Source organism: Parapedobacter koreensis (genome assembly GCF_900109365.1).
Lineage (GTDB): Bacteria > Bacteroidota > Bacteroidia > Sphingobacteriales > Sphingobacteriaceae > Parapedobacter > Parapedobacter koreensis.
In genome coordinates this window covers 72122-98014 of the sequence record NZ_FNZR01000007.1, presented here as the reverse complement: position 1 = coordinate 98014, position 25893 = coordinate 72122, and the positions used below count along the sequence as shown (strand labels likewise).

Genomic DNA, 25893 nt, shown 5'->3' with positions numbered 1-25893 from the left:
CTGACTTTGAGAATATTTATCCACATATCATAGCAAGCAGAAAGATATGCTTTTGACCAAGATTACATACCATCGTAGGTATTGCGTGAATTATGTGCTTAGCGCAATAATGCTTTCCGTCTTTTATGGCACTGGTTGGGCGCAGTCGTTGCCGGTTGGTACGCCATTATTGGAAGATTTTTATAGGCGGGAGCAATTGTTGGGCAGATTGGACTCCACTGTTTCATTTTCGATTCGTCCGTTAACCAATGCTGTTATTCAGCGATTGAATATTTATAAACCAAATGGTGTAGTAGCAGTTCGCGACAAAAGTATTTATAATTTCACCACAGGAGACACCTTGAAGGTGCATATTTTGCCCGTTCAATGGAGACACCAAATCAATACAACAATTCCCTACGGATGGAATGACGGAGCAATGATACCTTCAGCGGGTTATCAGACCATGGCTGCCGCTGGGATTTATATGCAATACAAGTTTTTGAGTATCCAGCTCAGGCCTGAATATGTGCTGGCACAAAACAAAGCCTATCAGGGATATAATGGAAAATCAGCTCGCGAGTGGTCGCAATGGTACGTTGCCATTGGCAACTCTATGGATAAACCTGAGCGGTTTGGCGAAGGGTGGTATTCCAAGTTTCTGCCTGGGCAGAGTAGCATCCGACTAAATTTCGATCCCGTGTCAATCGGTCTGTCATCTGAGAATCTTTGGTGGGGGCCGTCATTATATAATTCTTTAATGATGAGCAATACTGCACCTGGATTTGCTCACTTGACATTAAATACGACCCGACCGGTGAAGACGCCTATAGGAGCATTTGAAGGACAATTAATCGCTGGGCGATTGGAGGAATCCGGGTATCTGCCAACACCAAGCGGAAATCCAGACCATTTTGATAATTATTACCGGCCAAAATCGGATGATTGGCGATACCTGTCGGGGCTTGTACTTACGTATCAGCCCAAATGGCTTCCAGGGCTCTCCATAGGCTTTTCCCGGGCTTTCATGATGTATAGCGAATCATTGGAAGGTAAAATAGCGAATTATTTGCCCTTTTTTGCACCGACGTCTAAATCTTCGTATAGCGAAGAACAAGATAGTGCATTGAATGAAGGAGAAGGCATCGCGAGAGATGAGTTGTTGAACATGTTTGTGCGCTGGGTGATACCAGCAGCGAACGCAGAGGCGTATTTTGAGTACGGAAGAAATGATCATCCTTGGGACTCTCGGGATTTGGTTGTTCAACTGGAACATTCCAGATCATATATATTTGGGTTCAGGAAATTGACGCCATTGAATTGGCTTGGTACGGATTACCTGAATGTTAATTTAGAAGTGGCCCAAACGGAAGGTTCGAAGACCGAAGATATCCGAAGGGGGGGGCCATGGTATAGGCATGGTGGGGTACGCCATGGGTATACCCATCTTGGCCAGCTAATTGGCGCGGGTATCGACCCGGGGAGTAATCTGCAAACATTAAATTTCTCCTGGATTAGGGAGATGAAGCAACTGGGAGTACAGTTTCAGCGATATGTGCACAATAACGATTTTTTTTATCGAATTTCGGATGATATGCGTAGAAATTGGGTAGATATCAGCATGGCGTTATATGGTGAATGGGACTATAAAAATCTTTTGATAAGTAGCCAGCTTCATTTTATCAAGGCCATGAACTACCAATATGAGCTGGAAGAAAAGCCTGAGATTCGTAACTATTGGAGTTTTGACGAACAGGATAAATTCAATCTTCAGTTCCAAGTTGGATTGTTTTACCAGTTTTAACATTGTCAATTAAATATACCACGTCATGCATAGGGTTTTGCGGTATCTTGCCATCTATACATTAATAATAAGTGTAAGTAGTATACAACATCTTCAGGCGCAAGTCATGCCTGTGGGGTTTCCTGTGCTTGAAGAACAACTTAGAAGGGAGCAACTTTTGGGAATGGTTGATTCTTCGCTTTCTTTTTCCGTGAGACCGTTGACAAATAATGCACTTAAACGCGATGATATCTATTTCGAAACGTTGAGAGCAGGTAAAGCATCACCAACAAGCATTAAATACTTCTTTAATGGAAAGGGGAAGGTTCAATTGATGCCGATAGTATGGGAACAGCAAATAAACTCTAATTATCGTTATGGTTGGAACGATGGATCAATGATTCCTTCAAAAGGCTATCAAACATCGCTGAGTGTGGGAGTATATGCAGAGTATAAATGGTTTTCCATACAGCTGCGACCTGAATTTGTAACAGCAGCCAATAGCCAAAATCCGGGATATCGGGGCGATAACCAATTTATTTGGTCGATATGGTATGATTTGAATAATCACATTGACTTGCCGGAATACTATGGAAATGGGAGATATACAAAATTGTTTCCAGGCCAAAGTAGTATTCGATTTAATTACCAGTCGCTATCATTAGGTGTATCAACTGAAAATATCTGGTGGGGGCCGGGAAGACAAAATTCATTGTTGATGAGTAATAATGCCCCGGGTTTCTTTCACCTGACGTTAAATACCACACGGCCTATACAGACTGGAATTGGTTCGTTTGAAGGACAATTGATCGCGGGGAAATTGCCTTCCACAGGGTATACTCCTGCTCCAATGGATGAGATGCAGTTTGTGAACGAATATTATAATCCCAAACCTGATGATTGGCGCTACATCTCTGGTATTGTACTTGCGTATCAACCCAAATGGCTATCAGGATTATCTATAGGACTTACAAGAAGCTTTATTGTGTATAGTGAAAACTTGGGTGGTGGACTCAAAGGTTATTTGCCATTACTGGGGCCAGGCTCAAAGAGCGCATTCAATGATCCGGATAAGATGCAAGGGAGGGAAGATCGAATGAATAGGGATGTCTATGCGTCAATTTTTGCCCGGTGGGTAATGCCAAAAGGCAATGCTGAAATTTATTTTGAATATGGGCGCACAGATCCTCCTTGGAACCAGCGTGATTTGCTGGTAGAATTGGATCATTCACGCGCATACGTTGTTGGGTTCAGAAAATTAATTCCACTACAGACGCCTAATAGCGATATGATTCAGGTCGAGGTTGAAGGGACACAATTAGAAAAAACTCGAACTCAAAATGTGCGCAATAGCCCGTCTTGGTATACAGACTACCGTGTGAGAGACGGATATACAAACATGGGCCAAGTGCTGGGAGCTGGAATAGGTCCCGGGAGTAACATGCAGTCGGTAGGTATCAGCTGGCTGCGCGGATTAAAACAATTGGGATTGCAGGCGGAGCGCTTAACCAATAATAATGATTTATTTTATCGGGCATATCGAGATGTGAGAAGGCCTTGGGTAGATTTAGGCATTGCTGCTTTAGGTACGTGGGACTTTAATAAGTTTATTGTTTCAGGTAAATTGCGGTATTCAAATGCGTTTAACTATTTAAATCAATTGCAAGATTCAAATGAAGGGTTCTGGGCGTTTGAACGAATGGATAAATCAAACTGGCATTTTAGAACCAGTGTCATTTATAGATTTTAATAGATTGAAAAGTCAATTGAACAGTAGGCGAAAATAATGGGCTAGGCATTCAACTATGGAAAAAAATCAGTTTCTTTGTCGAATGCAAGTAAATGTAACTTTATAGGTTTTGGATTTTTGAAGATATAACCGATAAATCAAGTATTTAAGAAGAGTATGAAGGTGAATTACTGTCGTTTTTTGGGGATGATTATAGTGTTTTTTGCTATAGTTGTAGGGAGCAATCGCAGCTATGGTCAAGGGATTAATATGAACGACCTTTCAAGTGTAAATGTCGATGAGTTGTCTGATGCTCAGATTAGAGCTTATATGAAGCAAGCGGAGTCATCCGGACTGTCAGAGATGGAGATGGAACAGATGGCTGCTCAAAGAGGGATGCCGGCGAGCGAAATTCAAAAGTTAAGAACACGGATAGAAGAATTGAGGGGTGGGGCCAGCACTTCTCATACTCCCGTGAGCACGAGAGATAGCCAAAGGCTATATAAAGGAGATACCGTACTCACGGATAGCACGTTGCAACTAGCCGATTCCTCGGCATTAAGTGCAGAAGATAGTCTCCGTCTAAGAATATTTGGTGCTGAATTATTCAGTGCTGTGACACCTACGTTTGAGCCTAACCTTCAATTACCGACACCAAGGGGCTATATCATAGGGCCAGGTGATCAAATATTGGTTGATATTTATGGGCGATCTGAGCAAAGCCACAGCTTGGCGGTTTCGCCCGAAGGCAATATTAATATACCCTATGTCGGCATTGTTGCCGTTTCAGGCCTCAGTATTGATGAAGCAACAGATAAAATCAGCCGTGAATTGAGTAATGTGTATTCGGCAATACGCTCAGGTGCAACACGAGTGAATGTTTCCCTTGGTAATATACGAAGTATTAAAGTGATTCTTACGGGTGAAATTGAACGTCCTGGTACGTACACATTGCCATCTGTGGCAACGCCCTTCAATGCGTTGTATTTTTCGGGAGGCCCAACCGTTAATGGTTCATTTCGTGATATAAGGCTCATACGCAACGGGAAGGTCGTTGCTTATTTGGACATTTATGATATATTGATGAAGGGCACATTTGATAGCCATGTCATGCTACAAGATCAAGATGTCTTGATGGTGCCGCCTTATATCAACAGGGTCGAATTTGAAGGTGCGGTCAAAAGGCCGAACATTTTTGAAACCAAAGAAGGGGAAACTTTTGCAGACTTGTTGGCCTATGCCGGTGGCTTTAGGGAAGATGCCTACCAAGCTCGCATTAAAGTAGTAAAATATACGAATAGGGAACAGCGTATTGAGGATTTATTAGGCAGTCAGTTTTCCCAGTATTTACCCCAATCCGGGGATAAATACATCGTTGAGCGTGTTTTAAAACGGTTTGAGAATAGGGTAGCTATTCATGGCTCGGTATTTAGGCCGGGAGACTATGAGTTAAGTCCGGGATTGACATTATCCATGCTGATAAAGAAAGCTGAAGGACTAAGGGAAGATGCCTTTTTAAATCGGGGATATATCAGGCGTTTGAAAGACGATTTTCAAACTGAACAATTGTCATTTAGTGTATCGGGAATCTTGGCCGGTACCGAACCTGATATTGAATTAAGGCGGGAGGATGTCGTTACTATTTCTTCCATATTCGATTTGCGCGAAGCTTATATTGTCGAAATTGATGGTGAAGTCCGTATGCCGGGCCAATTTGCATATGCTGAGGGAATGACATTGCAAAGTTTAATCATGCAGGCCGGAGGTTTTCGTGAAAGTGCTACAGCTAATCGTATTGAGGTATCAAGGCAAGTAAAGAATGCAGATGCCTTATCGCAATCAGCACGGATAGCAGAGGTTTTTCAAATAGATGCAGACAAAGGACTAAGCAAGAGTGGACAGGATTTTGTACTCATGCCCTTTGATAAAGTCATTATCCGTACAGCGGCGGGTTATGAAACGCAACGAATGGTAAGAATTGAGGGAGAAGTTCTCTATCCAGGATTATATACAATTACTCGAAAGGATGAGCGGGTTTCAGATATAATTAAACGTGCCGGTGGATTTACGCCGTATGCCCATATTGATGGAGCTTCGTTAAAGCGGGGCGGACTAATAGCATCAGGTGATTCGACCCTGATGACGACAACAGCGACAGAAAGAATTGAGCGGGAGTCTCAAATACGAGAAGAACGTAGCCGAATGCAAGCGCTGCAGCAATTACAAAGTGATGTTGGTGTGGTTGGTCAAACAAATGCAAATAACAATATTGAAAATAATTACGTCGGCATTAACTTGGAACAAATTATTAAAAACCCAGGAAATCGGGGAGATTTGATCTTAGAAGATGGTGACATTATCCGTGTGCCTAAGGAATTGCAGACCGTTAAGATTTCAGGTGAAGTACTAGCTCCATCTACCGCTGTTTATTCACCGTCAAAAGGTTTTAAACAGTATATTTCACAGGCGGGTGGTTTCTCTTCGCGGGCTTTACGAAAAAGCTCTTACGTACTGTATGCCAATGGATCCGTGAAGAGTACCAATCGGTTTTTATTTTTTAATAACTATCCTCCTATTAAGCCGGGCGCGGAAATTTTTGTTCCTCAACGGGAAGTCAAACCCCCGATGACGCCACAACAATGGTTAGGTATGGGGACTGGTCTTGCATCTTTGGGGGCGATTATTATTAGCCTGTTCAGATAATATGATTTCTTTGTTTCATATGAAAGAGGAATCCTACGACATCATTCAATAGTTGGATACCCGTTGGAAAGGATAGCCTATGCATGAGAACGATCAGCAAAAACCTACACGGGACAATGATACCAATCTGAAGGATATCATTTTAGCGGTTGGTAGTTACTTCCAATTAATGATCAGGAATTGGTTGGTAATATTGCTTGGTTTATTTGTCGGTTCAACAGCATTTCTGCTATATACCATATATGGCCCAACAAAATATAAAGCTCAAATTTATTTTGTAGTAGATGAGGACAGAGGAGGGGGCATGGGATTGGGTGCGGCTTCAGGAATATTATCCCAGTTGGGGCTGGCATTGGGAGATTTGGGTAGCTCTGGAGGCTTTTTTCAAGGTGACAACATTATTGAATTTCTTCGGTCGCGGTCAATGATAGACAAAACGTTGCTCTCTGAAGTTCATCTAAGTGGCAAAACGGATTTGTTGATTAATCACTATATTAGAATTAATGATTTGTCTAAAAAGTGGGCAAAAAATCCGCGACTTAATGCTTTTGTGTTTAAAGATACCGTCGGAATATATCTTCAAGACAGCTTGATGGCTGGATTTTATGACAAAATCAACAAGCGACACTTAAAGATATCCAAGAAAGATAAACGATTAAATATTATTGGTGTTACTTTTGAGAGTACAGACGAGGCTTTTGCGAAAGCATTTGCGGAGACATTAATACAGAATGCGTCTGATTTTTATATTCAAACCAAGACTTTACGCTCTACAGAGAACCTGGAAGTACTTACCCATCAGGTTGATTCCGTGAGAGCCGAATTAAATGCAGCTATTGAGGGGGTTGCTGATGCTACGGATGCTAACCCAAGCCCTAATCGTGCATTTCAAAGGCTGCGTGTCGGTTCGCAGAAGCGTACAGTCGATGTACAGGCAAATACGGAAATATTAAAAGAATTAGTTAAAAATCAGGAATTGGCCAAAATTACGTTAAGGAACGAAAAGCCAATTATTCAAATATTAGATCGGCCGATTTTGCCACTTGAAGATAATAAAGTGGGCAAAGTTATGGCCATCATCATCGGCGGCTTCCTTGGTGGTTTTTTGACATGTCTGGTTTTACTGATCAGGCGGGTATACCGCCAGATTATGGAAGCGGATCCTTCATGATGGTATGCCCCATCCTATCTCGCTTGGCACGTAAATACCGTTCATTATAAGGGTTCGCCTCGATTTCTATGGGGACATTTTCCACAATCTCCAAGCCGTAGCCGATAAGGCCTGCGCGTTTCGTGGGATTATTGCTCATTAAACGCATCTTGGTAACACCTAAGTCCCTTAATATCTGGGCTCCAACACCATAATCCCGATGGTCGGGTTTGAAGCCCAGTTCGAGGTTGGCATCTACCGTGTCTAAGCCATTTTCTTGCAGGTTGTAAGCGTGCAATTTATTGATAAGCCCGATGCCCCTGCCTTCCTGATTCATGTATACAACCACCCCTCGTCCTTCTTCTTCGATCATCTGCATGGCACGGTGAAGTTGCGGCCCGCAATCACAGCGGCACGATCCGAAGATATCTCCGGTGACACAAGAGCTGTGTACGCGCACTAAAATGGGTTCATCAGGCGTCCACTCACCCTTATAGAGCGCGATATGTTGCTCTCCGGTATTTTTCTGCGTATAAGCCATCAGATTAAACTGGCCCCATTGGGTAGGCAGGTTTACAGAGACTTCACGGGTAATGAGGCTGTCTTTCTCCAGTCGATATTCAATTAAATCCTTAATCGAAATAATCTTCAGATCAAAATGATTAGCTACTTGAATCAGGTCAGGCAGCCGGGCCATTTCGCCGTCATCTTTGAGAATTTCGACCAATACACCAGCAGGTTCAAATCCCGCAAGGCGGGCTAAATCAATAGCAGCCTCGGTATGCCCGGCACGTCGTAGTACGCCGCCGTCTTTTGCGATTAAGGGAAAAATATGCCCGGGTCGGCCAAATTCTTCGGGCTTTATGTCCGGATTAATTAGCGCTTTTATTGTTTTGGAGCGGTCGGAGGCCGAAATCCCTGTCGTGCAACCATAGCCTTGCAAATCGACGGAGACAGTAAAATTAGTCTCATAGACTGCCGTATTATTCCCAACCATCAGGTTCAAGTTAAGCGCTTTACATCGCTCCTCGGTAAGGGGTACACACACCAATCCCCGGCCGTGGGTAGCCATGAAATTAATTATTTCAGGTGTAGCATTGCGTGCTGCTGTGATGAAATCTCCCTCATTTTCACGATCCTCGTCATCTACTACGACTACTACTTTTCCTAACTTGATATCGCTAATTGCTTCTTCAATCGTATTTAACCTAATGCTCATTGGGTCTCCTTAAATAAAAACCTGACAAAAATACGTTACTTATGAAGATAATGTATAATCATCATGTAAAGATTTGCCGGTATGCATGGCTTCTCGACGACGGATGCCTATCCGGCGTTTTATCCAAGATAGCATTTTTTCTGCCTTTAGCCGGTATTGTTCAATATCAAATAAAGCAGAATCCGTGGCTGCTTTGTAAGCAAGGAAAGCAGCAAGCGGAGACAAGACAAAAATGGCCATCCACATGCCCCAAAAGGTGTCGATATTGCCCTCTTTGGCTGATTTTTCGCTTACCGTGGAGATGATGTGGTAAATAAGGAAAAAAATGATAGCCATCACTACGGGAAGTCCAAGGCCGCCCTTTCGAATAATTGCTCCCAAAGGAGCCCCGATGCAAAACAGCAATAGACAGGAGACAGCTAATGTGAATTTGCGCTGAAACTCAATGTTGTAGCGAATGTCTTTGTCACGATAAAAGGTATCCTCATTGGCTTTAATATTAAGTACATCCTTAATGTACCGCACTTGGTTCATGGCACTATTGATTGCCATATTGCGCTTATCAGAAGGGATAGTTTCAATGAATCCGTGTTCGTACTTAATAATAGGGGGTATTAGCGACGAACTATCTTTGGCCTTATAATAATCATTGAAATGATAATAATACGATTGTATCTCCTTAAATACGGTATTCCGTAAGCTATCCATTTGCACGACATTGGAGTCTGTGTATTGCTTTAGCTGCTTTAAATTGAGCATCATATGGTGACTTCTAAACAGATTTTCGTCCGTGCGCTTCATTTGGAAAGCGGACATGTCAAATTTCTGTTCGGTTTCATCAAAGTGAAACCGTGTGAATTGCTGACGAGGGTTATATACCTTCGAATTCCTTGCCCTGCTATCTTCATAGCGTATACCATCCTTAAGTTTTAGAATCATGGTATTATTGTCGGGAGAATTATAAATGTACCCCTCTTTAGCCAAGAGGACATTGCTTGCCGTGGTACTTGACTTATGATCGTATATCATCAGATCATATAGCATTTTCCCATCCTTACTTTTTCCTTTTGCGCGAATGGAGTACCCGGGAATAGTATTATTGAAGATGCCGGGTTTAATAAGGAAGTCAGCTTGTTTGATACGGACATCGTATAGCAGGGCCCCCATTTTTAGGTTTACTACGGGCAATATATAATCACTGAATAGAAAAGCACCCCCACTGAATAGCCCTACCAAGATGAACAGTGGCGTCATCGCTTTCCGAAGTGAGATTCCTGCCGCTTTGATGGCTACCAGTTCATAACTTTCCCCCAAATTGCCAAAAGTCATGATGGAGGAGAGCAACATGGAGAGCGGCATGGCCATGGAAATCTGTACGGCCGATTGATAGGCCAATAATTCAAGGATGACATACCACTCAAACCCCTTTCCAATCAAATCGTCAATGTATTTAAAAAGGAATAGCATCAGCAGAACAAACATCACGATAAAAAAAGTCACGATGAATGGCCTGATAAACGCTTTAAGGATAAGAAGATGGATTTTTTTCATTGACAAGCGCCCCCAATAACCGCTTTACAAAGGTAACACTTTTTAGGCACCTATTACACTTTGGAGGTATTCAATTTGGTTATTCCAAATCAATTTGCGGTCGTTGAGATTTTCTTCCCATGCAAAATCAGTGATGGCAAGAGCCACGTCATTGGTGAGTTCATCCTGTACGATTTCCATTTCGAAATGGTACGGTTCGTCATCTATCCATTTGTATTTTACTAGCTTATTTTCTTTAAGGCTGATGAGCTTGGCAGTGTGTTGTTCGTCGTCCCAACTGAATTCATAGACCCCGTCCTTGTATGTTACATCATCAGCAAACCATTGTGACAGTGCATTAGGCTCATGTAAGAAGGAGAATAAGATTTTTGGTGAAGACTTGATTTCGTATTCCAGCTGGAATTTGATTTTTTCTGTCATGCCAATGATGATAATTATGCGTTTACTTGACGTATTTGTACTTTCTCAACTTTTTTTCTAAAGAAAAGGAAAATAAACTATATTTGCAAACTAATTTTTTGGCGGGGTAGCTCAGATGGTTAGAGCGTAGGATTCATAACCCTAAGGTCGGCAGTTCGATCCTGCTCCCCGCTACTCAAAGACTTTTTATGGTTACTAATAAAAATAGAGCGCCCCGTGCGCTCTATTTTTATTAACGGTAAGTAGCCCAAGTAATCCCGGTTCATATAGATTGGAACTGGGTTATTTAGGATTAGGAACTTAATGTTCTTTGGTTTAAGGTATTATCGTCATTTCTTTTATTTTCACTTACAAAGCATTTTATTTTTTTATTTTTAATGCTACCTTTAGTCCGTTGGAAAGTTGCTTGGGAAGGAGATAACTGTTTTTTATCTTATGAGAAACAATTTGTCATCTAAACTTTTAATTAAAGTATAAATAGCATAACAACTGACTTTATTCATTATTTTTGTTTGTTGGAGAATAAGCTGCAATTTACTTCATGTCTTTAGTTTTAAATAAGGAACACCCCGTTGTGAGGTTGAGAGCCTTCCGGGCTATTGATGATCCCAAGACGTGTGAACTTTTTATTGAGGGGCATACGCGTGTGCTCACCAATATTGGAGTTACAAAAGTGACGTCATCCAAGAATGATTGGATGTATAATCCGGCGGCTTTCGTGCTTATTGTTGAATCACTTGACGGTGAAAAAGTCTATGGAGGTGCTCGTATCCATGTAGCGGGAGGAAGCCAGCCTTTACCCATTGAGCAAGCAACGGGGGCAATGGATCCCGCAGTTTACGATTTGGTTTGGAAGTATGCACAGCAAGGAACAGGGGAGGGGTGCGGATTGTGGAACTCCCGCGAAATTGCCGGTTATGGTGTAGGAAGTATTTTTCTCACCAGGGCAGCTATTGCGATTTCTCAACAGATTGGTATTACATCACTGTTTGCGCTTTGCGCGCCCTATACCGTTAAGCTGACGGAAAGTGTTGGTTACCAGATTGAAACTAGCATAGGCAACAAGGGTACATTTTATTACCCTAAACTTGATTTGCTTGCAACCACGATGATTCTGAAAGATTTGAATACCCTGCGACATGCAAGTGAAGAAAATGTAAATGCGATAATGCAACTGCGGGAAAATAGGGATGTCGTACGAATAGAAGAATTAAGGAATAAGCGAATCGAAATCCATTACCAGACTAATATACCAAACCTGGATAAATGGGATTTAGAAAAGGTCATCATGAACTTAAAGAAACCGACCAAAGATCCGGTTAGCTTTAATGAAGATGATATCCAAATCATGTGAAATGTCAAAACAGGACGAGACTTCAGGTGTTTCCAATGCGATGCATACGTACAGGCCATCGTTTTTCAGGACCCAATATACGGAAGACCGGGTTAAGCTTGAAAGCCTACGAAGCGGGGGGGGAATGGTCTTTGAAAGTGATGAGATCAAACGACAATTGAAGGAACTTGTCCGATGCCGGTATCCATCGGGCCAGCTCTCCGAAGTGGAGTATGACTTTCATATTCACGAGTTGCTGGCGGGGAGATCGATGACAGAATATGGTGTTTGGGTCTATTACCCCTGGCGAAAAACCTTGGTGCATTTACTTGATGAGGCAGAATTCATTGAGGTAAGGACAAACCGGAATCAATATAAGATCACTCAAGCCGAACGTGATACACTCGCGACCAAAAAGCTTGGCATTGTTGGGTTGTCTGTAGGGCAATCCATCGCGTTGACGATAGCCATGGAGCGAATCTGCGGAGAGTTGCGTCTTGCAGATTTTGATGAACTGGATTTGAGCAACTTGAATAGGATACGATCCGGCGTATTTAACTTGTCGGTACCCAAGGTCATCATTGCCGCGCGAGAGATTGCGGAAATAGATCCCTACTTAGAGGTGTCAATCTTCCCTAGCGGCCTGAATACGACGAACTACACATCCTTTTTTACCGATGGTGGCCAACTCGATTTGCTTATCGAAGTATGTGATAGCTTTGAAGTGAAAATTGAAAGCAGGTTCAAGGCACGTGAGCTGGGAATCCCTGTGGTGATGGATACCAACGATAGGGGTATGCTTGATATCGAAAGGTTTGACCTAAATCCGGATAGGCCGATCCTCCATGGGCTAGCGGATGATTTGACCCCGGAAAAACTTCGAGAGCTTTCGGAAATTGAAAGACTAAAATACCTCATGAAGATTGTGGATGCGGACAAATTATCTGAACGAATGAAAAGATCAATTCCGGAAATAAAACGGACAATATCATCTTGGCCGCAATTGGCGTCTGCTGTTGTTTTGGGAGGAGCTATCACAACGGATGTATGCAGGCGCATATTGCTAAACGAATTTACTTCGTCAGGGAGATATTATATGGATATGGAGCAATATATAGCATAAGTGTTACGACCATGTGCAGCAACTTATTATCAACATTCCTCTTAATAATCAGTTCTATCCCCTCCGTTTTTTCCCAAAGCGCAATTCAGTTTACAGAGAACGGACAAAATCAATATATTGGAAAATACCTTTCCATATTTCAGGATTCTACCAGGCAGCTGACATTGGGAGATATCCAGTCGAACCCAACGTTATTTAAACCGATAAATAGGTCTGTACCCAATTTGGGTACGGGAAGTGCAAATAATTGGGTGAAGTTTGTGCTGCAAAACAATACGGATGCAGACAACCTTATTGTCAGCCTGTCCCATACAGCGATCGATGAGGTGACGTTTTATAGGGTTAATAATGGACAAGTCGATAGTTTGCATATTAAATCGGGCGATCCGTTGCGGACAAGGGCCTATCGGCACCAATTTTTTTTGTTTGATGTACCATTGGCGCATGGCGCATCGGCTACTTGCTACCTCAAGTTATATAGCAACAAGCAATTACAGGTTCCCATAGCCATCCATACACCCAAGAATCTTGTAGAAATATTATCGACGGTCGATATTTTATCGGCCGCCTATATTGGGGTCATGCTGTCTATGATCTTATATAATCTTTTTTTGTTTTTCTCAACGAGGGAAACCCATTATTTCGTATATGTAAATTATATCTTTTGGGTGACAATAGCCCAAGCTGCTATCATGGGCTTTATCGGTCGTATTCTGCCGATTGAGAACGATTGGTTATCTGCCAATATGATTACATTTTCTGGCGCAATGTCCGGGATTGGCGCAATATTTTTTGTTAAGTCTTTTTTACAAACTGCGCAGGACTCACCTAAGTTCAATAAGTTATTGAACCTGTTTCTGGCTGGTTACTTATTGGCAATTGTTATTTTGATTATTGGTTTCCCTTTGATTGCCTATCGTATTGTCAATGTTGTCGCAGGGTTCGGTTCGATGATAGTAGTGATATTAGCCTTTCAATTGTCCAGGCATAAGTACGAGCAAACGAAGTATTTTCTTTTTGCGTGGTGTGTTTTTTTGATTAGTGTTATTGTATATGTACTTAAGGATTACGATATTTTGCCGTATAATTTTTTCACATTGCGATCCGTGCAGATAGGTTCGGCCATTGAAGCTGTGTTATTGTCCTTTGCTTTGGCTGCAAAGATCAATACATATCGGAAGGAAAAAGAAGAGTCACAGACGCAAGCGCTATTGATCTCCAAGGAAAATGAAAAGCTGATACGCGAGCAGAACATCATACTCGAACAGCGGGTCGAGGAGCGCACATATGCCTTGAAGGAGTCAAATGAATCGTTGCAAAAGACCTTGACACATTTGAAGGAGACACAGGCACAATTGGTCGAGGCGGAAAAAATGGCCTCTCTTGGCCAACTCACCGCTGGGGTTGCGCACGAGATCAACAACCCGATTAATTTCGTGACTTCCAATGTGGCGCCGTTGAGACGCGATATCAATATGATTTGGAATACATTGGACGAGATTGAAAAAATTGCATTATCGGATTCCCCTGTCGAGGAGAAAGAACGGTACATTAATGCACACAAAGATGAACTGGATTTTGATTACCTTAAAGAAGAAATTGATTTTCTGCTAAAAGGCATGCATGAAGGAGCAAATAGGACGGCTGAAATTGTAAAAAGCCTACGCATTTTTTCAAGGGTTGATGAAGATTCGTTGAAGTTTGCGGATATCAATGAAGGATTGGAATCGACACTGGTCATTTTAAACAGTGTCGTTAAGGAAGGGGTACGGGTGGCTAAGCATTATGCCGAATTGCCTTTCGTTGAATGTTATCCTGGAAAGCTAAACCAGGTATTTTTAAATATTATTACCAATGCACTGTATGCCATTAATAAGAAATTTGATGGGAAATCGGGTGGCCTTTTGGAGATTAAAACGGAGGTAGATTCAGTGAACGTATACATATCAATCAAGGACAATGGGACAGGGATGCCTGCTGGGGTACGCGAAAAAATATTTGAACCTTTTTTCACAACCAAAGAAGTTGGTGAGGGAACGGGATTGGGTATGTCCATTGCATATAACACGATTAAGAAGCATCAAGGTGAGATAAAGATTGAATCGGAGGTGGGTGAAGGGACAAATTTTATATTGGTAATCCCACTTAAGCAACAATTGCACTAAGTGTTTTTCTTTATTCAAACCATTTATGTTTATTTTTGTTTTTTAGCTTCATTGGCCATATAAACTTTCCATAGCTTTATGCTTAAGTCCCCGGAAATACTTTACATTGATGACGAGGCCAACAACCTAATCAGTTTTAAAGCCACGTTTAGGTACCGTTATCCAATATACACGGCAATCAATACCGAAGAGGCCCGTGAAATATTGCGTTCAAACCCAGACATTCGAATTATCTTTTGCGACCAACGGATGCCCGGCGAAATGGGGATTGACTTTTTATACAAAATGAAGCATGAGTTTCCAAGACCCATTCGGATCTTATTGACCGCCTATGCAGATATGGAAACTGTGGTAGACGCTGTAAACAAAGGACATATCTTTAGGTTTGTGCGGAAGCCATGGCTAGAGGAAGAGATCATTTCTTCAATCGAGGAAGCCAACAAATTTTATATCGCTAACTCGATGCTGGACATCAGGAATGAAGAACTCCAGAAAGCTTATGACGAGCTAGACAAATTCGCCTACAGCGTGAGTCATGACCTTAGGGATCCATTGACAGGGGTGTTGTCGGCGATAAAATTGGCTTTGGAGTTTGATTCTGTGGAGCGGATCCACGAAATCCTCGCATTGATGGAAAGCTCGGTATTGAAGCTAAACTCCTACATAAATAGCCTCCATGATTATTACTTGTTGAAACGTGGCGAGCTTACCATTACCGAAATTAACTTTGAGGCATTATTCGAATACCTGCAAAATTTCTACAGCATTTATACACGGAATAATAATGTCGAATTTAAGATTAGCAGCAGCCAAAATGAAGTGTTTAAAAACGACGAAACAGCGCTGAAACTTATTTTGCATAATTTGCTGTCCAACGCATTTAAATATCAAAAGCGGGACAATGATTATAAACTGGTGCAATTGTCGGTTGTCGTGGAAGACAACAAGGCAGCTATACAAGTAAGTGATACCGGAATTGGTATCGCAGAACAAGATATTGGCGATATTTTTAAGCTATTTTTCAGGGGAAATGACCAAGCGGAGGGGACAGGCTTTGGGCTTTACAATGTCAAAAGCGCGTTGGCCAAACTTCAAGGCGAAATAGAAGTGACTTCTATCGAGGGGCAGGGAACCACATTTACGGCGATTATTCCAAGTAAGTAAAGTTGCAAAATAGCTGCTAAGAAAGAAGTTTTTGCCTAAGTAAAAATTCGAGTTGTTCGTTGGTCACTTCAAGTTTGGAAAAAGACTCTTTTATTTTTTCTCTTTCGGAGTAAATTTCATAAGCCCGTTGGATGGTTTCGTCCAATTCTTCTTCACTCCAAGGCTTACTGAGGTAGTGGAAAATCTTACCTTTATTGACTGCATCTACCACTGCACTCATATCCGCATAACCGGTGAGCAGGATTCGCATCGGATTTGGGTTGACCTTGATGACCTCTTCCAGAAATTCAACTCCGGTCATTTGTGGCATGCGTTGGTCAGTAATGACCACATCGATCGGACGTTCTTTAATTAATTGAATGGCTTCGATACCACCCAATGCCGTATATACCTTATATCTCAGGCGAAATGTAGCCTTGAAAGAAATCAAATTATTCTCCTCGTCATCCACATATAAAACTGAAATTTTTTTATCCATGTTTATCAGATTTTAATCTAATGGAATTTATTTTTATTAAACACAGTTTTCTCCGTTACTACTATTTGTTTTTTTAACTCAACGTTAATAAGAATCCATATAATTCCCATTCCAAGTTAGCAAACTTTATTGTTAAAGTAGTAACAATAATTGATAAATTGACTTTAATATGTAGAAAAAAAGATTTTTTGCAACATAACCCACGGTATCGACGGGTCGGCTATCTTATTAGCATGATTTATTGCTCAATAAGTAATTTGAAGCAAAGCGGTTGCAAGTCAAACAGAAACACCTCCTTAAAACGAGTAGTTATAAAGGAGGTGTTTGTTTATCCAATAGGTGGAAAGCAACAGGAGAATCAAGCACCCAATTGCACCCTTTTAAAGGCGGTCACCGTTAATCCTTTGGAAACACTGTCCAAAAATTGGGCAATGTTTTTGGAGGAGTCCTTCACAAATTCTTGATTGAGCAAAGTGGACTCTTTGTAGAATTTATTCAGTTTTCCTTGCGCAATTTTTTCCACCATATCCTCTGGCTTGCCTTCAGCGCGGATTTGTTCTTTAGCAATTTCCAATTCACGTTCAATGGTACGGGCATCTACATCGCCCTTATCGATGGCTACAGGATTCATGGCTGCAATCTGCATTGCTACGTCCTTGCCTGCTTCGTCAGCACCTTCAGCGGTATGATTAAGACCGACCAGCACGCCTAAGCGGTAATTACCGTGTATATAGGCTACTACCTTTTCAGCTTCGGCGGTTTCATATTTGGAAACATCTATTTTTTCGCCGATTTTTCCTGTTTGGTCAAGCAATAAATCGGAAATCCTTATGCCGTTTATCTCCAACTGCTTCAATGCATCAAGCGACTCGGGGGCTTGGTTTACGGCTGTGTTGGCAATGCTTTCCGCAAAAGCGATGAAATCAGCGTTTTTAGCTACGAAATCTGTTTCACAATTCAACTCGATGATGATTCCTTTCTTGCCATCATCGGTTGTTTTTGCGATGACCACACCTTCATTCGAATCGCGATCTTGACGGCTTGCGGCCACTTTAGCACCTTTTTTACGCAAATAATCGATAGCTGCTTCAAAATCACCGTTGGCTTCGATTAAGGCTTTTTTGCAATCCATCATACCCGCGCCGGTCTGTTGGCGCAGTTTATTTACATCCGATGCTGAAATTTGTACTGTGGACATGTTATTTTTTCTTATTTGTGTTTACGAATATATTTGACTCCTGCAAAGTACCTATAAAAAAGCCGGAAGGCAATTGGTTAACGGAAAAATAATGCTTCCGAAACCCCCTGTTTACCATCCGGCTTCCGTAGGATTATTCTCCGTCTTGCGTATCGTCGTCTGCTTCGGCTGTAGCTTCTATTTTTGTTTTACGCGGACGTTTTCCCGAAGCATCAGCGTCAGCCTTTGGCTCCTTGGTATCGGCTTCCGGCTCTTCACCGCTATCAATTTTGGCCTTAGCTGTTGCAGCTTCCCGTTCAGCCTCTTCCTCTTTGTCGCGCTTCCGTTCTTCAAGTCCTTCCTGAATCGCTTTTCCAATAATTTCCGTAATGAGACTAATGGATTTCGTAGCATCATCATTGGAAGGTATGGGGAAATCGATATTTGTCGGATCCGAATTGGTATCCACCATGGCGAATGTAGGAATGTTCAATTTCAAGGCTTCGCTTACAGCGATGTGTTCTTTCTTGACATCGATAATAAAGAGTGCTGCCGGCAAGCGATTCAAGTCGGCAATACCGCCCAACAGGTTTTCCAATTTGATACGCTCACGTTGGATCATCAGTTTTTCTTTCTTTGATAATACATCGTACGTGCCATCCTTGGTCATCTTATCGATATTGGACATTTTTTTAATGGACTTGCGTACCGTAGCAAAATTGGTAAGCATGCCACCTAGCCAACGTTCGGTCACAAAAGGCATGTTTACGGCTTTAGCCTGGGCAGCAACGATGTCTTTGGCTTGCTTCTTCGTTGCTACAAACAATACTTTCCGTCCTGATTTGACCACTTGCTTGATTGCGGAAGCAGCTTCCTCCAACTTGCTGAGGGTCTTATTTAAATCAATAATGTGGATGCCGTTGCGTTCCATGAAAATGTACTTAGCCATTTTCGGATCCCACTTGCGGGTAAGGTGGCCAAAGTGCACACCTGCATCCAATAACTCTTGATATGTTGTTCTTGCCATTTTTTGTTCTCCTTAAAAAATTAACGTTTACTGAATTGGAATTTCCTGCGTGCTTTGCGACGTCCGGGTTTCTTACGTTCTACCATCCGGTCATCACGGGTTACCAAACCTTTCGCGCGCAATGCAGGTTTCACCTCGGGATTGAGCTCAATGAGCGCTTTGGCTATCGCCAGGCGAACAGCTTCCGCTTGCCCTTTGATACCCCCTCCGGCTACGTTAACTTTCACATCGTAATTACCTGTCGCACCGGCTACTTCCGTGCTTTGGGTGACGATGTATTGCAATGGCAATGTGGGGAAATACTCTTTATAGTCTTTACCGTTTACGGTAATGTTGCCGCTGCCAGCTGATAAGTAAATGCGGGCAACTGCAGTTTTCCTTCTTCCTGAAGTGTTAGTTGTTGACATTTCTTTGCTCCTTAGAATTTAACAGTTTTTGGATTTTGCGCTGCATGGGGATGTTCGTTGCCTGCATATACATACAGGTTTTTGAACAAGGCGCGTCCCAAGCGATTTTTGGGTAGCATACCGCGTATGGCTTTTTCCAGAATGCGTTCGGGATGCTTCGCCAGCAGCTGCTTCGGAGAATTGAAACGCTGGCCGCCCGGGTAACCGGTGTAACGGCTATACACCTTCTCTTCGAGCTTGTTGCCAGTCAACCTAACTTTGTCTGCATTGATCACGATCACGTTATCGCCGCAGTCTACGTGTGGGGTGAACGAAGGCTTGTGTTTTCCCCGGATTACCTTGGCAATCTCAGATGACAAGCGCCCCAAAATCTCGCCTTCAGCGTCAACAACAATCCACTCCTTATTGACGGTGCTTTTGTTGGCAGAGACAGTTTTGTAACTTAACGTATTCACTTGCTTTGTTTTGAAATAATTAATAAATATATTTAGCCCCTCATTTAAGGGTTTGCAAAGGTACGATAATAAAATTGATTTTTCAAAGTTATGGGGCAAGTAATAATAAAGGTGTGTGTTTTTCGACGGATAGTGGTAATTGGATGGCTGGTGTTCATGGGAAGTGTTGTTTGTGCCCAAGAGGAAGTTGCTGTGCCCAAAGTCCTCAGTGTAGGCGATAGCCTGTTGATTAAGGAATTATACTTCCAAGGTATACAACAGAAGTCTTCCGGTCAGTTAGCTGCTGCAGAAAATACATTTGATAAACTGGTGCGCTTGCAGCCAGACAACGATGCGGCCCATTTCGAATTGGCAAGAATTTATTTTGAAAACAAAGATTATGCGGCTGCCGAACGTGCGGCAAAGCGTGCTGCAGAACTCCATCCGGAGAATGAGTGGTATTGGACGATGTTGTTAGATGTCTATAAAAAGACTGCAAATGTGAAGGGAATGCCGCCCGTATTTGACAAACTCATTACACTTAATCCCAATAAAGCATCCAATTATCATGACAAGGCTTATACGTTATACCTGGATAAACAGTACGAAGATGCGTTGGCGACGTGGGATACGATAGCCGGTAAGTTTGGGGAAACGAACGATCAATACCTGGCTAAACACCAAATTTATTTGGCGCAGGGCGATACGCTATCGGCAATCAAGGAATTGGAACTGCTTGCTGCTAAAAAGCCTGCGGAGAGCAAAGGCTATATTCTGCTTGCCGAATTGTATACTGATATTGAAGAACCTAAAAAAGCCCTTGCTTTATTAGATAGTGTTGCAGGAATCTTTCCGAATGAGCCGCTTGTCTTGTTGAGTAAATCCGACACTTATTTGGCCATGGGCAAGCAGCGGCAGGCCTACGATTTCCTGCGGCAGGCTTTCCTGAGTGACAAGTTGGATATCGATGCCAAAGCCGGTATACTTTATACCGCCATTAACGAGCACGATCATCCAATCGATGCCAAGTATTTGACGGGCTTAGCGGATTTATTGGCCGAGACTTACCCACGGGAGGCCAAGGCACATGCAGTAAAGGGAGATATTTACGTGCAACTGCAGCAGCCGGAACAGGGACGTCAGGCGTACCTGGACGCGCTGGATAAAAACAGGTATATTGAAGGTGTTTGGCAGCAACTGCTGCAAGTGGAGCTCCAAATGGGCCGGTATGATGATGTAGAAGCACACGGGAAAGAGGCGTTACAATTGTTTGCCAATCATCCATTGATGTTGTTTTTCACCGGCCATGGTTTTCTTGGGAATAAGAACTATCAGGAAGCCCGTGCGTATTTAGAAGCGGCATTAAACAACGCCGATGAAACGCATACGCCCTTACTAACTCAAGTTTACAGTAACCTTGGTGATATTTACAACGCGTTATCAATGCACGCGGAATCTGACGTTGCCTATCAAGAGGCTATTACATTGGACAGCACGAATGCCTATGCGCTCAATAACTACGCCTACTACTTAGCGATGCGTAAGGAAAAGCTGGCGATGGCTGCCGATATGTCAAAAAAGTCAAACGAAATCATGCCCGATTACGCCTCCTATGAAGATACTTATGCGTGGGTGTTGTTCCAGCAAGGAAAATATAATGAGGCATTGGTTTGGATAGAAAGGGCCATCAAACACTCCGAGGTAGTATCTGATACTTTACTGGAGCACTACGGTGATATACTGGCCCAGCTTGGAAATACCAATGGTGCAATCACGCAATGGAAAAAGGCGCGAACCATTTCTCAATCGGTTGGCAAGGATATTGATAAACTATCCAAAAAGATTGATGCGAAACAGTACATTGATTAGGGGAACAATTTTCTTCATTGCTTTGGTCGCTGTGGTTTCCTGTGCTCCCAAAAAGCGATTGGTTACAGTTGGAGAAAAGAACGAAAGGCGCGTATCCCGCGCCGAACGGACAAACATCCTTGACAACGTGGTTCAACGCGAATTGTATTTTACAACATTCAGCGGTCGTGCTAAAAGCCAAATAGTTATTAACAAGGACAACTATGATGTTACCGCGAATGTGCGTATCGAACGAGACAAGGCCATTTGGATTTCCGTTACAGCGCTAATGGGAATTGAAGCGGGCAGGGTGCTGATTACACCGGACAGTGTCCAAATCATCAACCGCTTGCAGTCCGAATACATGAAAAAACCATTCGATTACCTCCATAATTTTACCAGCGACGAATTGGATTTTTCAAATTTGCAGCGACTGTTGATAGGCAATGTGATTAAGCAGGCTGTCGGCCACGATACTGAGGTTTGGGCGATAGATGGAAACCATTTGTTGCGTGGGCAGATCAATAATTTAATGTATGCGGTACAGGTAGACGCGAGTTATCGAACAATGAGCAATTCATTAAATGAAGTTGCGCGCCGCCAACGGTTGGAAGCACATTATGCCAACTACCAGGAATCCGGCCAATTGACATTTCCTTATCAGGTGAATATTTCCGTCACGGCAGAAGGGCTTAAGTTACAGTCGGCGATGAATTATACACGGGTAGCATATGATGAAGTATTGTCCATGCCTTTTGACATTCCTTCCCGGTACAAGGAAATCCAATAGCGATTGCATGATTATCGGGCTAGTTTTATTACCTTCGCAAACGATATTTGGCTGAATGACACGATTTATGGAGGCAGGATGTTGATGAATTTTATTAGGAGTATTTTAAGCGTATTTGTTTTTTTCTTCATGGCGCAAGCGGTCTGTGTTGCGCAAAGCAGCGCCGAACTTAAAAAGCAACGGGAGCGCCTGAACCGGGAGATCGAGCAGATCAATCAAAGCTTAAAAACGACATCGAGCGATCGGAGTTTATCTCTTAAACAAGTGAATGCGCTAAATGTGCAGTTGCGGTTGCGTGAACAGAAAATAAGCACCATCAATAGCGAAATTAAATTGATTAATAACCAGATTGCTTCGCATAATAAAACTATTCAGAATCTGCGTAACCAATTGGCCAAATTGCGGAAAGATTATGAAAATATGGTGTTGTTTGCTTTCCGCAATAGGAATGCCCACAATAAAATGATGTTCATTTTTGCATCGAAAGACTTTAACCAAGCATTCAAGCGGGTAAAATATTTACAGCAGTTTAATGAATCCCGTAAAGAACGGGCAAAAGAAATAGACGATACGCAAAAAGCGATTGCATTGAAGGTAGCACAGCTGGAGGCGAATAAAAAAGAACAGGCATCCCTGCTTGCCGAACAGCAAGGGGAACGCAAAGTGATCGCCCAGGAGCAGGGAGCCGAATCCAAAATTTTGCAGGCACTTACGCAGCAGGAAAAGCAGTTTAAGCAGGAGTTGCAGAAGAAGCAGCAGGAGGATGAACGTCTGGCAAGGGCAATACGGACGGCCATTCAGCGCGAGATTGAAGAACAACGGAGATTGGAAGAAGAAGCACGGCAGGCGGCGCTGGCTCTCGAAGCCGAACGGACCGGAAAAACGGTAAAGGAGGTGGAGGCTGAAAATCCCGCAGTTCGTAAAAGTGACACGGAAGTGTTGGCCAACACGCCGGCAGCGGCAAAACTTTCAGCTGATTTTGCGGGCAATCGCGGCCGACTGCCCTGGCCGGTACAGCAGGGATTTATCACACAAGGGTTTGGACGGCATACCGTCGGTAGAAATGTCACGGTAAATAATTCAGGCATTAAGATTCGAACAAGTAATAATGCCCCCGTGCAGGCGATTTTTGATGGGACGGTACGTACCGTAGGAAACATGACCGGCGTTTATTTCGTCCTTGTACAGCATGGCAAGTATTTTTCGGTTTATCAGAACTTGGGCAGTTTAGCGGTTAAGCGTGGGCAAACCGTTCAACGGGGACAAACCCTGGGAACGGCTTCGATAGACCCAACTGACGGCACCTCGGAAGTACATTTTGAGCTTTGGGAAGGAACTGCTCCAATAAATCCGGAGCCTTGGTTGGCGAAATAATTTATGCAAATAAAGCCTGTATGACCCTGCCACTCTAATTAAAAATAAATTATTCGGATGAAAATATTTATACGTACATTTGTAAAATCCACTCTGCAAAGCAGGATGGATTAGGTAATTTAAATTGTTGACGATTATGTTAAATTCAGTATTGCTATTTCTTGGAACCCCAGAAATCATATTGATTGTGGTGGCGCTGCTTTTGTTGTTTGGTGGGCGTAAGCTTCCAGAGCTGATGAGGGGAATGGGACGTGGTATCCGTGAGTTCAAAGAAGGACAGAAGGAAAGCCCCAAGGAAAAAGTAGAGGAAAACAACTAAGGATATGTCCAATATGAGGTGAGACTTTATGCCAAGCGCGCGATGTTTTGGCATAAAGTCTCATTTTTTTTGGAATAGATTCGATATGATTGTGCCTTTTATTTTTCGGCTATACAATAAAAACCTAAATATGCGCGTTTTTCAACGTAGAATATACTTAACCAATGATACTTGATTGTTAAACTGAATGGCTATAAGCTAGTCTTAAGAAGACTTTATGGCGTAGATACCTACTAACGAAAACATGAAATTAAAACAAATTTCGGCAATCGCCGTAAGTGGTGTTTTATGTGCTCAGCTGGCACTTTCGAAAACAGCCCCCCTAGACTCACTTTCAGATACCTTAGCGCAAAATAATATTGCTAATTATATCAGCGATCAGCTTGATCTGATTGCGGATAGTGTACATTTCGTCCATCTTGAAGAGGAGTTTGATACGCCTCCAATCCTGAAGTTTGTGCCTACTACGGTTGAGGGACGATTAGCCTATTTGCAGAAAACGGTACCCCTTACATACAATACCCAGGTACAGTCTTACATAGACGTGTACAGTACCGATCGGTATAAAGGATACCTTTCCCGAATGATGGGGCTCGGCCAATATTACTTTCCGATTTACGAACAGGTTTTTGCAGAGGCCGGTGTGCCTGATGAAATTAAGTACCTATCCATTGTTGAATCAGCATTGAATCCCCATGCGGTATCTAGGGTAGGAGCTACGGGTTTGTGGCAATTTATGTATGCCACTGCTCGGGTGTATAATTTGGCTATGGATACTTATATCGACGAGCGAAAAGATCCGATAGCAGCAAGTTATGCGGCTGCTGCTTATTTATCGGATGCATACAACGAATTTGGCGATTGGTTGTTAGCTATCGCTTCTTACAATTGCGGTAAAGGAAATGTACTGCGGGCAATCCAGCGTTCCGGATTGACCAATCCGGACTATTGGGCGATTAGTGCTTATTTACCACGTGAAACGCGCAATTATGTGCCGGCATTTATTGCAATGACCTACATGTTGGGTTACCATAAAGAACATGGTATCGAGCCTGTTGAGGTAGACGATATCAGGTCGACTACGGAGACCGTCTGGGTACAGAAGTTTATCCCTTTTGGAGGTGTGGCCCAAGCGTTGGATATTGATGAAGACATCATAAAATCCCTGAATCCTGCATATAAACGAGGAATCGTAAATGGTAGCCCAGAATTTCCGAAAAGATTGATATTGCCGGAAGTGCAGCCTGAGGCATATTCGGCACTATATGCTGCATTAAATAACCCAAGTGGGACACCAACTTTGATGAATGCGGCGAATTCAACAAATGTCGGTCAAGAAACACTTACCCATCGGGTGCGCAAAGGTGAGACACTGGACGGCATTGCCAAACGCTATGGTGTCACGGTGCAGGATTTACGTGTGTGGAACAGCATCAAAAAGAATATTATAGTACCTGGCCAGCGGTTGGATGTCCATCGTCAGGCATCCCTGACTTCGGAAAAAGGGGACTTGCGGGAATATCTTTCCTATAAGGTGAGAAAAGGAGATACGCTGTCCGATATTGCCCAGCGACATCGGGGTGCCAGCGTGTCGGCTATCAAAGCGGCTAATGGTTTGAAAAATAATAAGATAAAGCCAGGTATGACACTGAAAATCAAAGTTGATTAAATATATTTTTTGGTAAACACCATTACATTAAGCTTGCTTAAGGGATAGGTT

General features: G+C 42.7%; 21 protein-coding genes and 1 tRNA gene. 14 read left to right on the top strand and 8 right to left on the bottom strand.

Going from position 1 to position 25893, the window contains the following annotated elements:
- The first annotated feature begins 52 nt into the window (after positions 1 to 52).
- From BMW65_RS16530 to BMW65_RS16515, 4 genes are all read left to right on the top strand, one after another.
- A complete protein-coding gene (locus BMW65_RS16530) occupies positions 53 to 1783 on the top strand; it encodes a capsule assembly Wzi family protein (protein WP_177181169.1) in 1731 nt (576 codons plus the stop codon).
- Positions 1784 to 1808: 25 nt separating this feature from the next.
- Positions 1809 to 3512 carry a capsule assembly Wzi family protein gene (locus BMW65_RS16525; protein WP_090607045.1) on the top strand — a complete coding sequence of 568 codons (1704 nt, stop codon included), beginning with the start codon at positions 1809 to 1811 and terminating at the stop codon, positions 3510 to 3512.
- Between the two features lie 156 nt (positions 3513 to 3668).
- Positions 3669 to 6194, top strand: coding sequence for a polysaccharide biosynthesis/export family protein (locus BMW65_RS16520; RefSeq protein ID WP_090607044.1), 2526 nt, complete (start codon positions 3669 to 3671; stop codon positions 6192 to 6194).
- A gap of 79 nt (positions 6195 to 6273) precedes the next feature.
- Entirely contained in the window at positions 6274 to 7365 is a 1092-nt protein-coding gene (locus BMW65_RS16515) for a GumC domain-containing protein (protein ID WP_090607042.1), read from the top strand.
- On the opposite strand, the gene BMW65_RS16510 is transcribed toward BMW65_RS16515, so the two are convergent.
- The 3 genes from BMW65_RS16510 to BMW65_RS16500 are packed head-to-tail and all read right to left on the bottom strand — an operon-like array spanning position 7343 to position 10534.
- Positions 7343 to 8563, bottom strand: coding sequence for a bifunctional 3,4-dihydroxy-2-butanone-4-phosphate synthase/GTP cyclohydrolase II (locus tag BMW65_RS16510; RefSeq protein WP_090607041.1), 1221 nt, complete (start codon positions 8561 to 8563; stop codon positions 7343 to 7345). The genes BMW65_RS16515 and BMW65_RS16510 overlap by 23 nt on opposite strands.
- A gap of 39 nt (positions 8564 to 8602) precedes the next feature.
- The gene (locus BMW65_RS16505; RefSeq protein ID WP_090607039.1) at positions 8603 to 10114 is read right to left on the bottom strand and encodes an LptF/LptG family permease; all 1512 of its coding nucleotides are present in this window, start codon (positions 10112 to 10114) and stop codon (positions 8603 to 8605) included.
- A gap of 42 nt (positions 10115 to 10156) precedes the next feature.
- Complete coding sequence (locus BMW65_RS16500; RefSeq protein WP_090607037.1) at positions 10157 to 10534, bottom strand: START-like domain-containing protein; 378 nt, start codon at positions 10532 to 10534, stop codon at positions 10157 to 10159.
- Between the two features lie 100 nt (positions 10535 to 10634).
- Here BMW65_RS16500 and BMW65_RS16495 point away from each other — a divergent pair.
- From BMW65_RS16495 to BMW65_RS16475, 5 genes are all read left to right on the top strand, one after another.
- Positions 10635 to 10708 (top strand) — tRNA-Met (locus tag BMW65_RS16495).
- Positions 10709 to 11075: 367 nt separating this feature from the next.
- Complete coding sequence (locus BMW65_RS16490; RefSeq protein ID WP_090607036.1) at positions 11076 to 11888, top strand: hypothetical protein; 813 nt, start codon at positions 11076 to 11078, stop codon at positions 11886 to 11888.
- Position 11889: 1 nt separating this feature from the next.
- On the top strand, positions 11890 to 12990 hold the full coding sequence (locus BMW65_RS16485) for an Rv1355c family protein (RefSeq protein ID WP_090607034.1): 1101 nt from the start codon (positions 11890 to 11892) through the stop codon (positions 12988 to 12990).
- Positions 12991 to 13001: 11 nt separating this feature from the next.
- Positions 13002 to 15155, top strand: coding sequence for a sensor histidine kinase (locus BMW65_RS16480; protein ID WP_177181168.1), 2154 nt, complete (start codon positions 13002 to 13004; stop codon positions 15153 to 15155).
- Positions 15156 to 15233: 78 nt separating this feature from the next.
- Positions 15234 to 16319: a hybrid sensor histidine kinase/response regulator gene (locus BMW65_RS16475; protein WP_090607031.1), complete on the top strand. Its 1086-nt coding sequence runs from the start codon at positions 15234 to 15236 to the stop codon at positions 16317 to 16319.
- A gap of 16 nt (positions 16320 to 16335) precedes the next feature.
- On the opposite strand, the gene BMW65_RS16470 is transcribed toward BMW65_RS16475, so the two are convergent.
- The 5 genes from BMW65_RS16470 to rplM all read right to left on the bottom strand — a co-directional run bounded on the left by BMW65_RS16470 (position 16336) and on the right by rplM (position 19863).
- The gene (locus tag BMW65_RS16470) at positions 16336 to 16797 is read right to left on the bottom strand and encodes a response regulator (RefSeq protein ID WP_090607030.1); all 462 of its coding nucleotides are present in this window, start codon (positions 16795 to 16797) and stop codon (positions 16336 to 16338) included.
- A gap of 358 nt (positions 16798 to 17155) precedes the next feature.
- Positions 17156 to 17995: a translation elongation factor Ts gene (tsf, locus tag BMW65_RS16465; RefSeq protein WP_090607029.1), complete on the bottom strand. Its 840-nt coding sequence runs from the start codon at positions 17993 to 17995 to the stop codon at positions 17156 to 17158.
- A gap of 133 nt (positions 17996 to 18128) precedes the next feature.
- Positions 18129 to 19001, bottom strand: a complete 873-nt coding sequence (gene rpsB, locus BMW65_RS16460; RefSeq protein WP_090607027.1) for a 30S ribosomal protein S2 — start codon at positions 18999 to 19001, stop codon at positions 18129 to 18131.
- Positions 19002 to 19021: 20 nt separating this feature from the next.
- On the bottom strand, positions 19022 to 19408 hold the full coding sequence (gene rpsI, locus BMW65_RS16455) for a 30S ribosomal protein S9 (protein ID WP_090607026.1): 387 nt from the start codon (positions 19406 to 19408) through the stop codon (positions 19022 to 19024).
- An 11-nt stretch (positions 19409 to 19419) separates the two neighbouring features.
- Positions 19420 to 19863 (bottom strand): 50S ribosomal protein L13, encoded by a 444-nt coding sequence (gene rplM / locus BMW65_RS16450; RefSeq protein ID WP_090607024.1) that lies wholly within the window; start codon positions 19861 to 19863, stop codon positions 19420 to 19422.
- A 156-nt stretch (positions 19864 to 20019) separates the two neighbouring features.
- On the opposite strand from rplM, the gene BMW65_RS16445 reads away from it, so the two are divergent.
- The 5 genes from BMW65_RS16445 to BMW65_RS16425 all read left to right on the top strand — a co-directional run bounded on the left by BMW65_RS16445 (position 20020) and on the right by BMW65_RS16425 (position 25842).
- Positions 20020 to 21711, top strand: a complete 1692-nt coding sequence (locus BMW65_RS16445; protein ID WP_177181167.1) for a tetratricopeptide repeat protein — start codon at positions 20020 to 20022, stop codon at positions 21709 to 21711.
- Complete coding sequence (locus tag BMW65_RS16440; protein ID WP_177181166.1) at positions 21689 to 22480, top strand: lipoprotein insertase outer membrane protein LolB1; 792 nt, start codon at positions 21689 to 21691, stop codon at positions 22478 to 22480. Before BMW65_RS16445 ends, BMW65_RS16440 begins: the two co-directional genes overlap by 23 nt.
- A gap of 129 nt (positions 22481 to 22609) precedes the next feature.
- Entirely contained in the window at positions 22610 to 23854 is a 1245-nt protein-coding gene (locus BMW65_RS16435; protein WP_245747668.1) for a murein hydrolase activator EnvC family protein, read from the top strand.
- Positions 23855 to 23990: 136 nt separating this feature from the next.
- Positions 23991 to 24173 (top strand): twin-arginine translocase TatA/TatE family subunit, encoded by a 183-nt coding sequence (gene tatA, locus BMW65_RS16430; RefSeq protein ID WP_090607020.1) that lies wholly within the window; start codon positions 23991 to 23993, stop codon positions 24171 to 24173.
- Positions 24174 to 24417: 244 nt separating this feature from the next.
- Positions 24418 to 25842 carry a LysM peptidoglycan-binding domain-containing protein gene (locus tag BMW65_RS16425; RefSeq protein WP_090607018.1) on the top strand — a complete coding sequence of 475 codons (1425 nt, stop codon included), beginning with the start codon at positions 24418 to 24420 and terminating at the stop codon, positions 25840 to 25842.
- Positions 25843 to 25893: the final 51 nt, after the last annotated feature.

Bases quoted from the DNA above. Each gene is read 5' to 3' on its own strand.
- BMW65_RS16520 (WP_090607044.1), top strand. From the start codon at position 3,669: ATGAAGGTGAATTACTGTCGTTTTTTGGGGATGATTATAGTGTTTTTT.
- BMW65_RS16490 (WP_090607036.1), top strand. From the start codon at position 11,076: ATGTCTTTAGTTTTAAATAAGGAACACCCCGTTGTGAGGTTGAGAGCC.
- BMW65_RS16515 (WP_090607042.1), top strand. From the start codon at position 6,274: ATGCATGAGAACGATCAGCAAAAACCTACACGGGACAATGATACCAAT.
- BMW65_RS16445 (WP_177181167.1), top strand. From the start codon at position 20,020: ATGGGAAGTGTTGTTTGTGCCCAAGAGGAAGTTGCTGTGCCCAAAGTC.
- BMW65_RS16435 (WP_245747668.1), top strand. From the start codon at position 22,610: ATGGCGCAAGCGGTCTGTGTTGCGCAAAGCAGCGCCGAACTTAAAAAG.
- BMW65_RS16485 (WP_090607034.1), top strand. From the start codon at position 11,890: ATGTCAAAACAGGACGAGACTTCAGGTGTTTCCAATGCGATGCATACG.
- BMW65_RS16510 (WP_090607041.1), bottom strand. From the start codon at position 8,563: ATGAGCATTAGGTTAAATACGATTGAAGAAGCAATTAGCGATATCAAG.
- BMW65_RS16475 (WP_090607031.1), top strand. From the start codon at position 15,234: ATGCTTAAGTCCCCGGAAATACTTTACATTGATGACGAGGCCAACAAC.
- rpsI (WP_090607026.1), bottom strand. From the start codon at position 19,408: ATGTCAACAACTAACACTTCAGGAAGAAGGAAAACTGCAGTTGCCCGC.
- BMW65_RS16425 (WP_090607018.1), top strand. From the start codon at position 24,418: ATGAAATTAAAACAAATTTCGGCAATCGCCGTAAGTGGTGTTTTATGT.
- BMW65_RS16500 (WP_090607037.1), bottom strand. From the start codon at position 10,534: ATGACAGAAAAAATCAAATTCCAGCTGGAATACGAAATCAAGTCTTCA.
- BMW65_RS16505 (WP_090607039.1), bottom strand. From the start codon at position 10,114: ATGAAAAAAATCCATCTTCTTATCCTTAAAGCGTTTATCAGGCCATTC.
- BMW65_RS16440 (WP_177181166.1), top strand. From the start codon at position 21,689: ATGCGAAACAGTACATTGATTAGGGGAACAATTTTCTTCATTGCTTTG.
- rpsB (WP_090607027.1), bottom strand. From the start codon at position 19,001: ATGGCAAGAACAACATATCAAGAGTTATTGGATGCAGGTGTGCACTTT.
- tatA (WP_090607020.1), top strand. From the start codon at position 23,991: ATGTTAAATTCAGTATTGCTATTTCTTGGAACCCCAGAAATCATATTG.
- BMW65_RS16480 (WP_177181168.1), top strand. From the start codon at position 13,002: ATGTGCAGCAACTTATTATCAACATTCCTCTTAATAATCAGTTCTATC.
- BMW65_RS16470 (WP_090607030.1), bottom strand. From the start codon at position 16,797: ATGGATAAAAAAATTTCAGTTTTATATGTGGATGACGAGGAGAATAAT.
- tsf (WP_090607029.1), bottom strand. From the start codon at position 17,995: ATGTCCACAGTACAAATTTCAGCATCGGATGTAAATAAACTGCGCCAA.
- BMW65_RS16525 (WP_090607045.1), top strand. From the start codon at position 1,809: ATGCATAGGGTTTTGCGGTATCTTGCCATCTATACATTAATAATAAGT.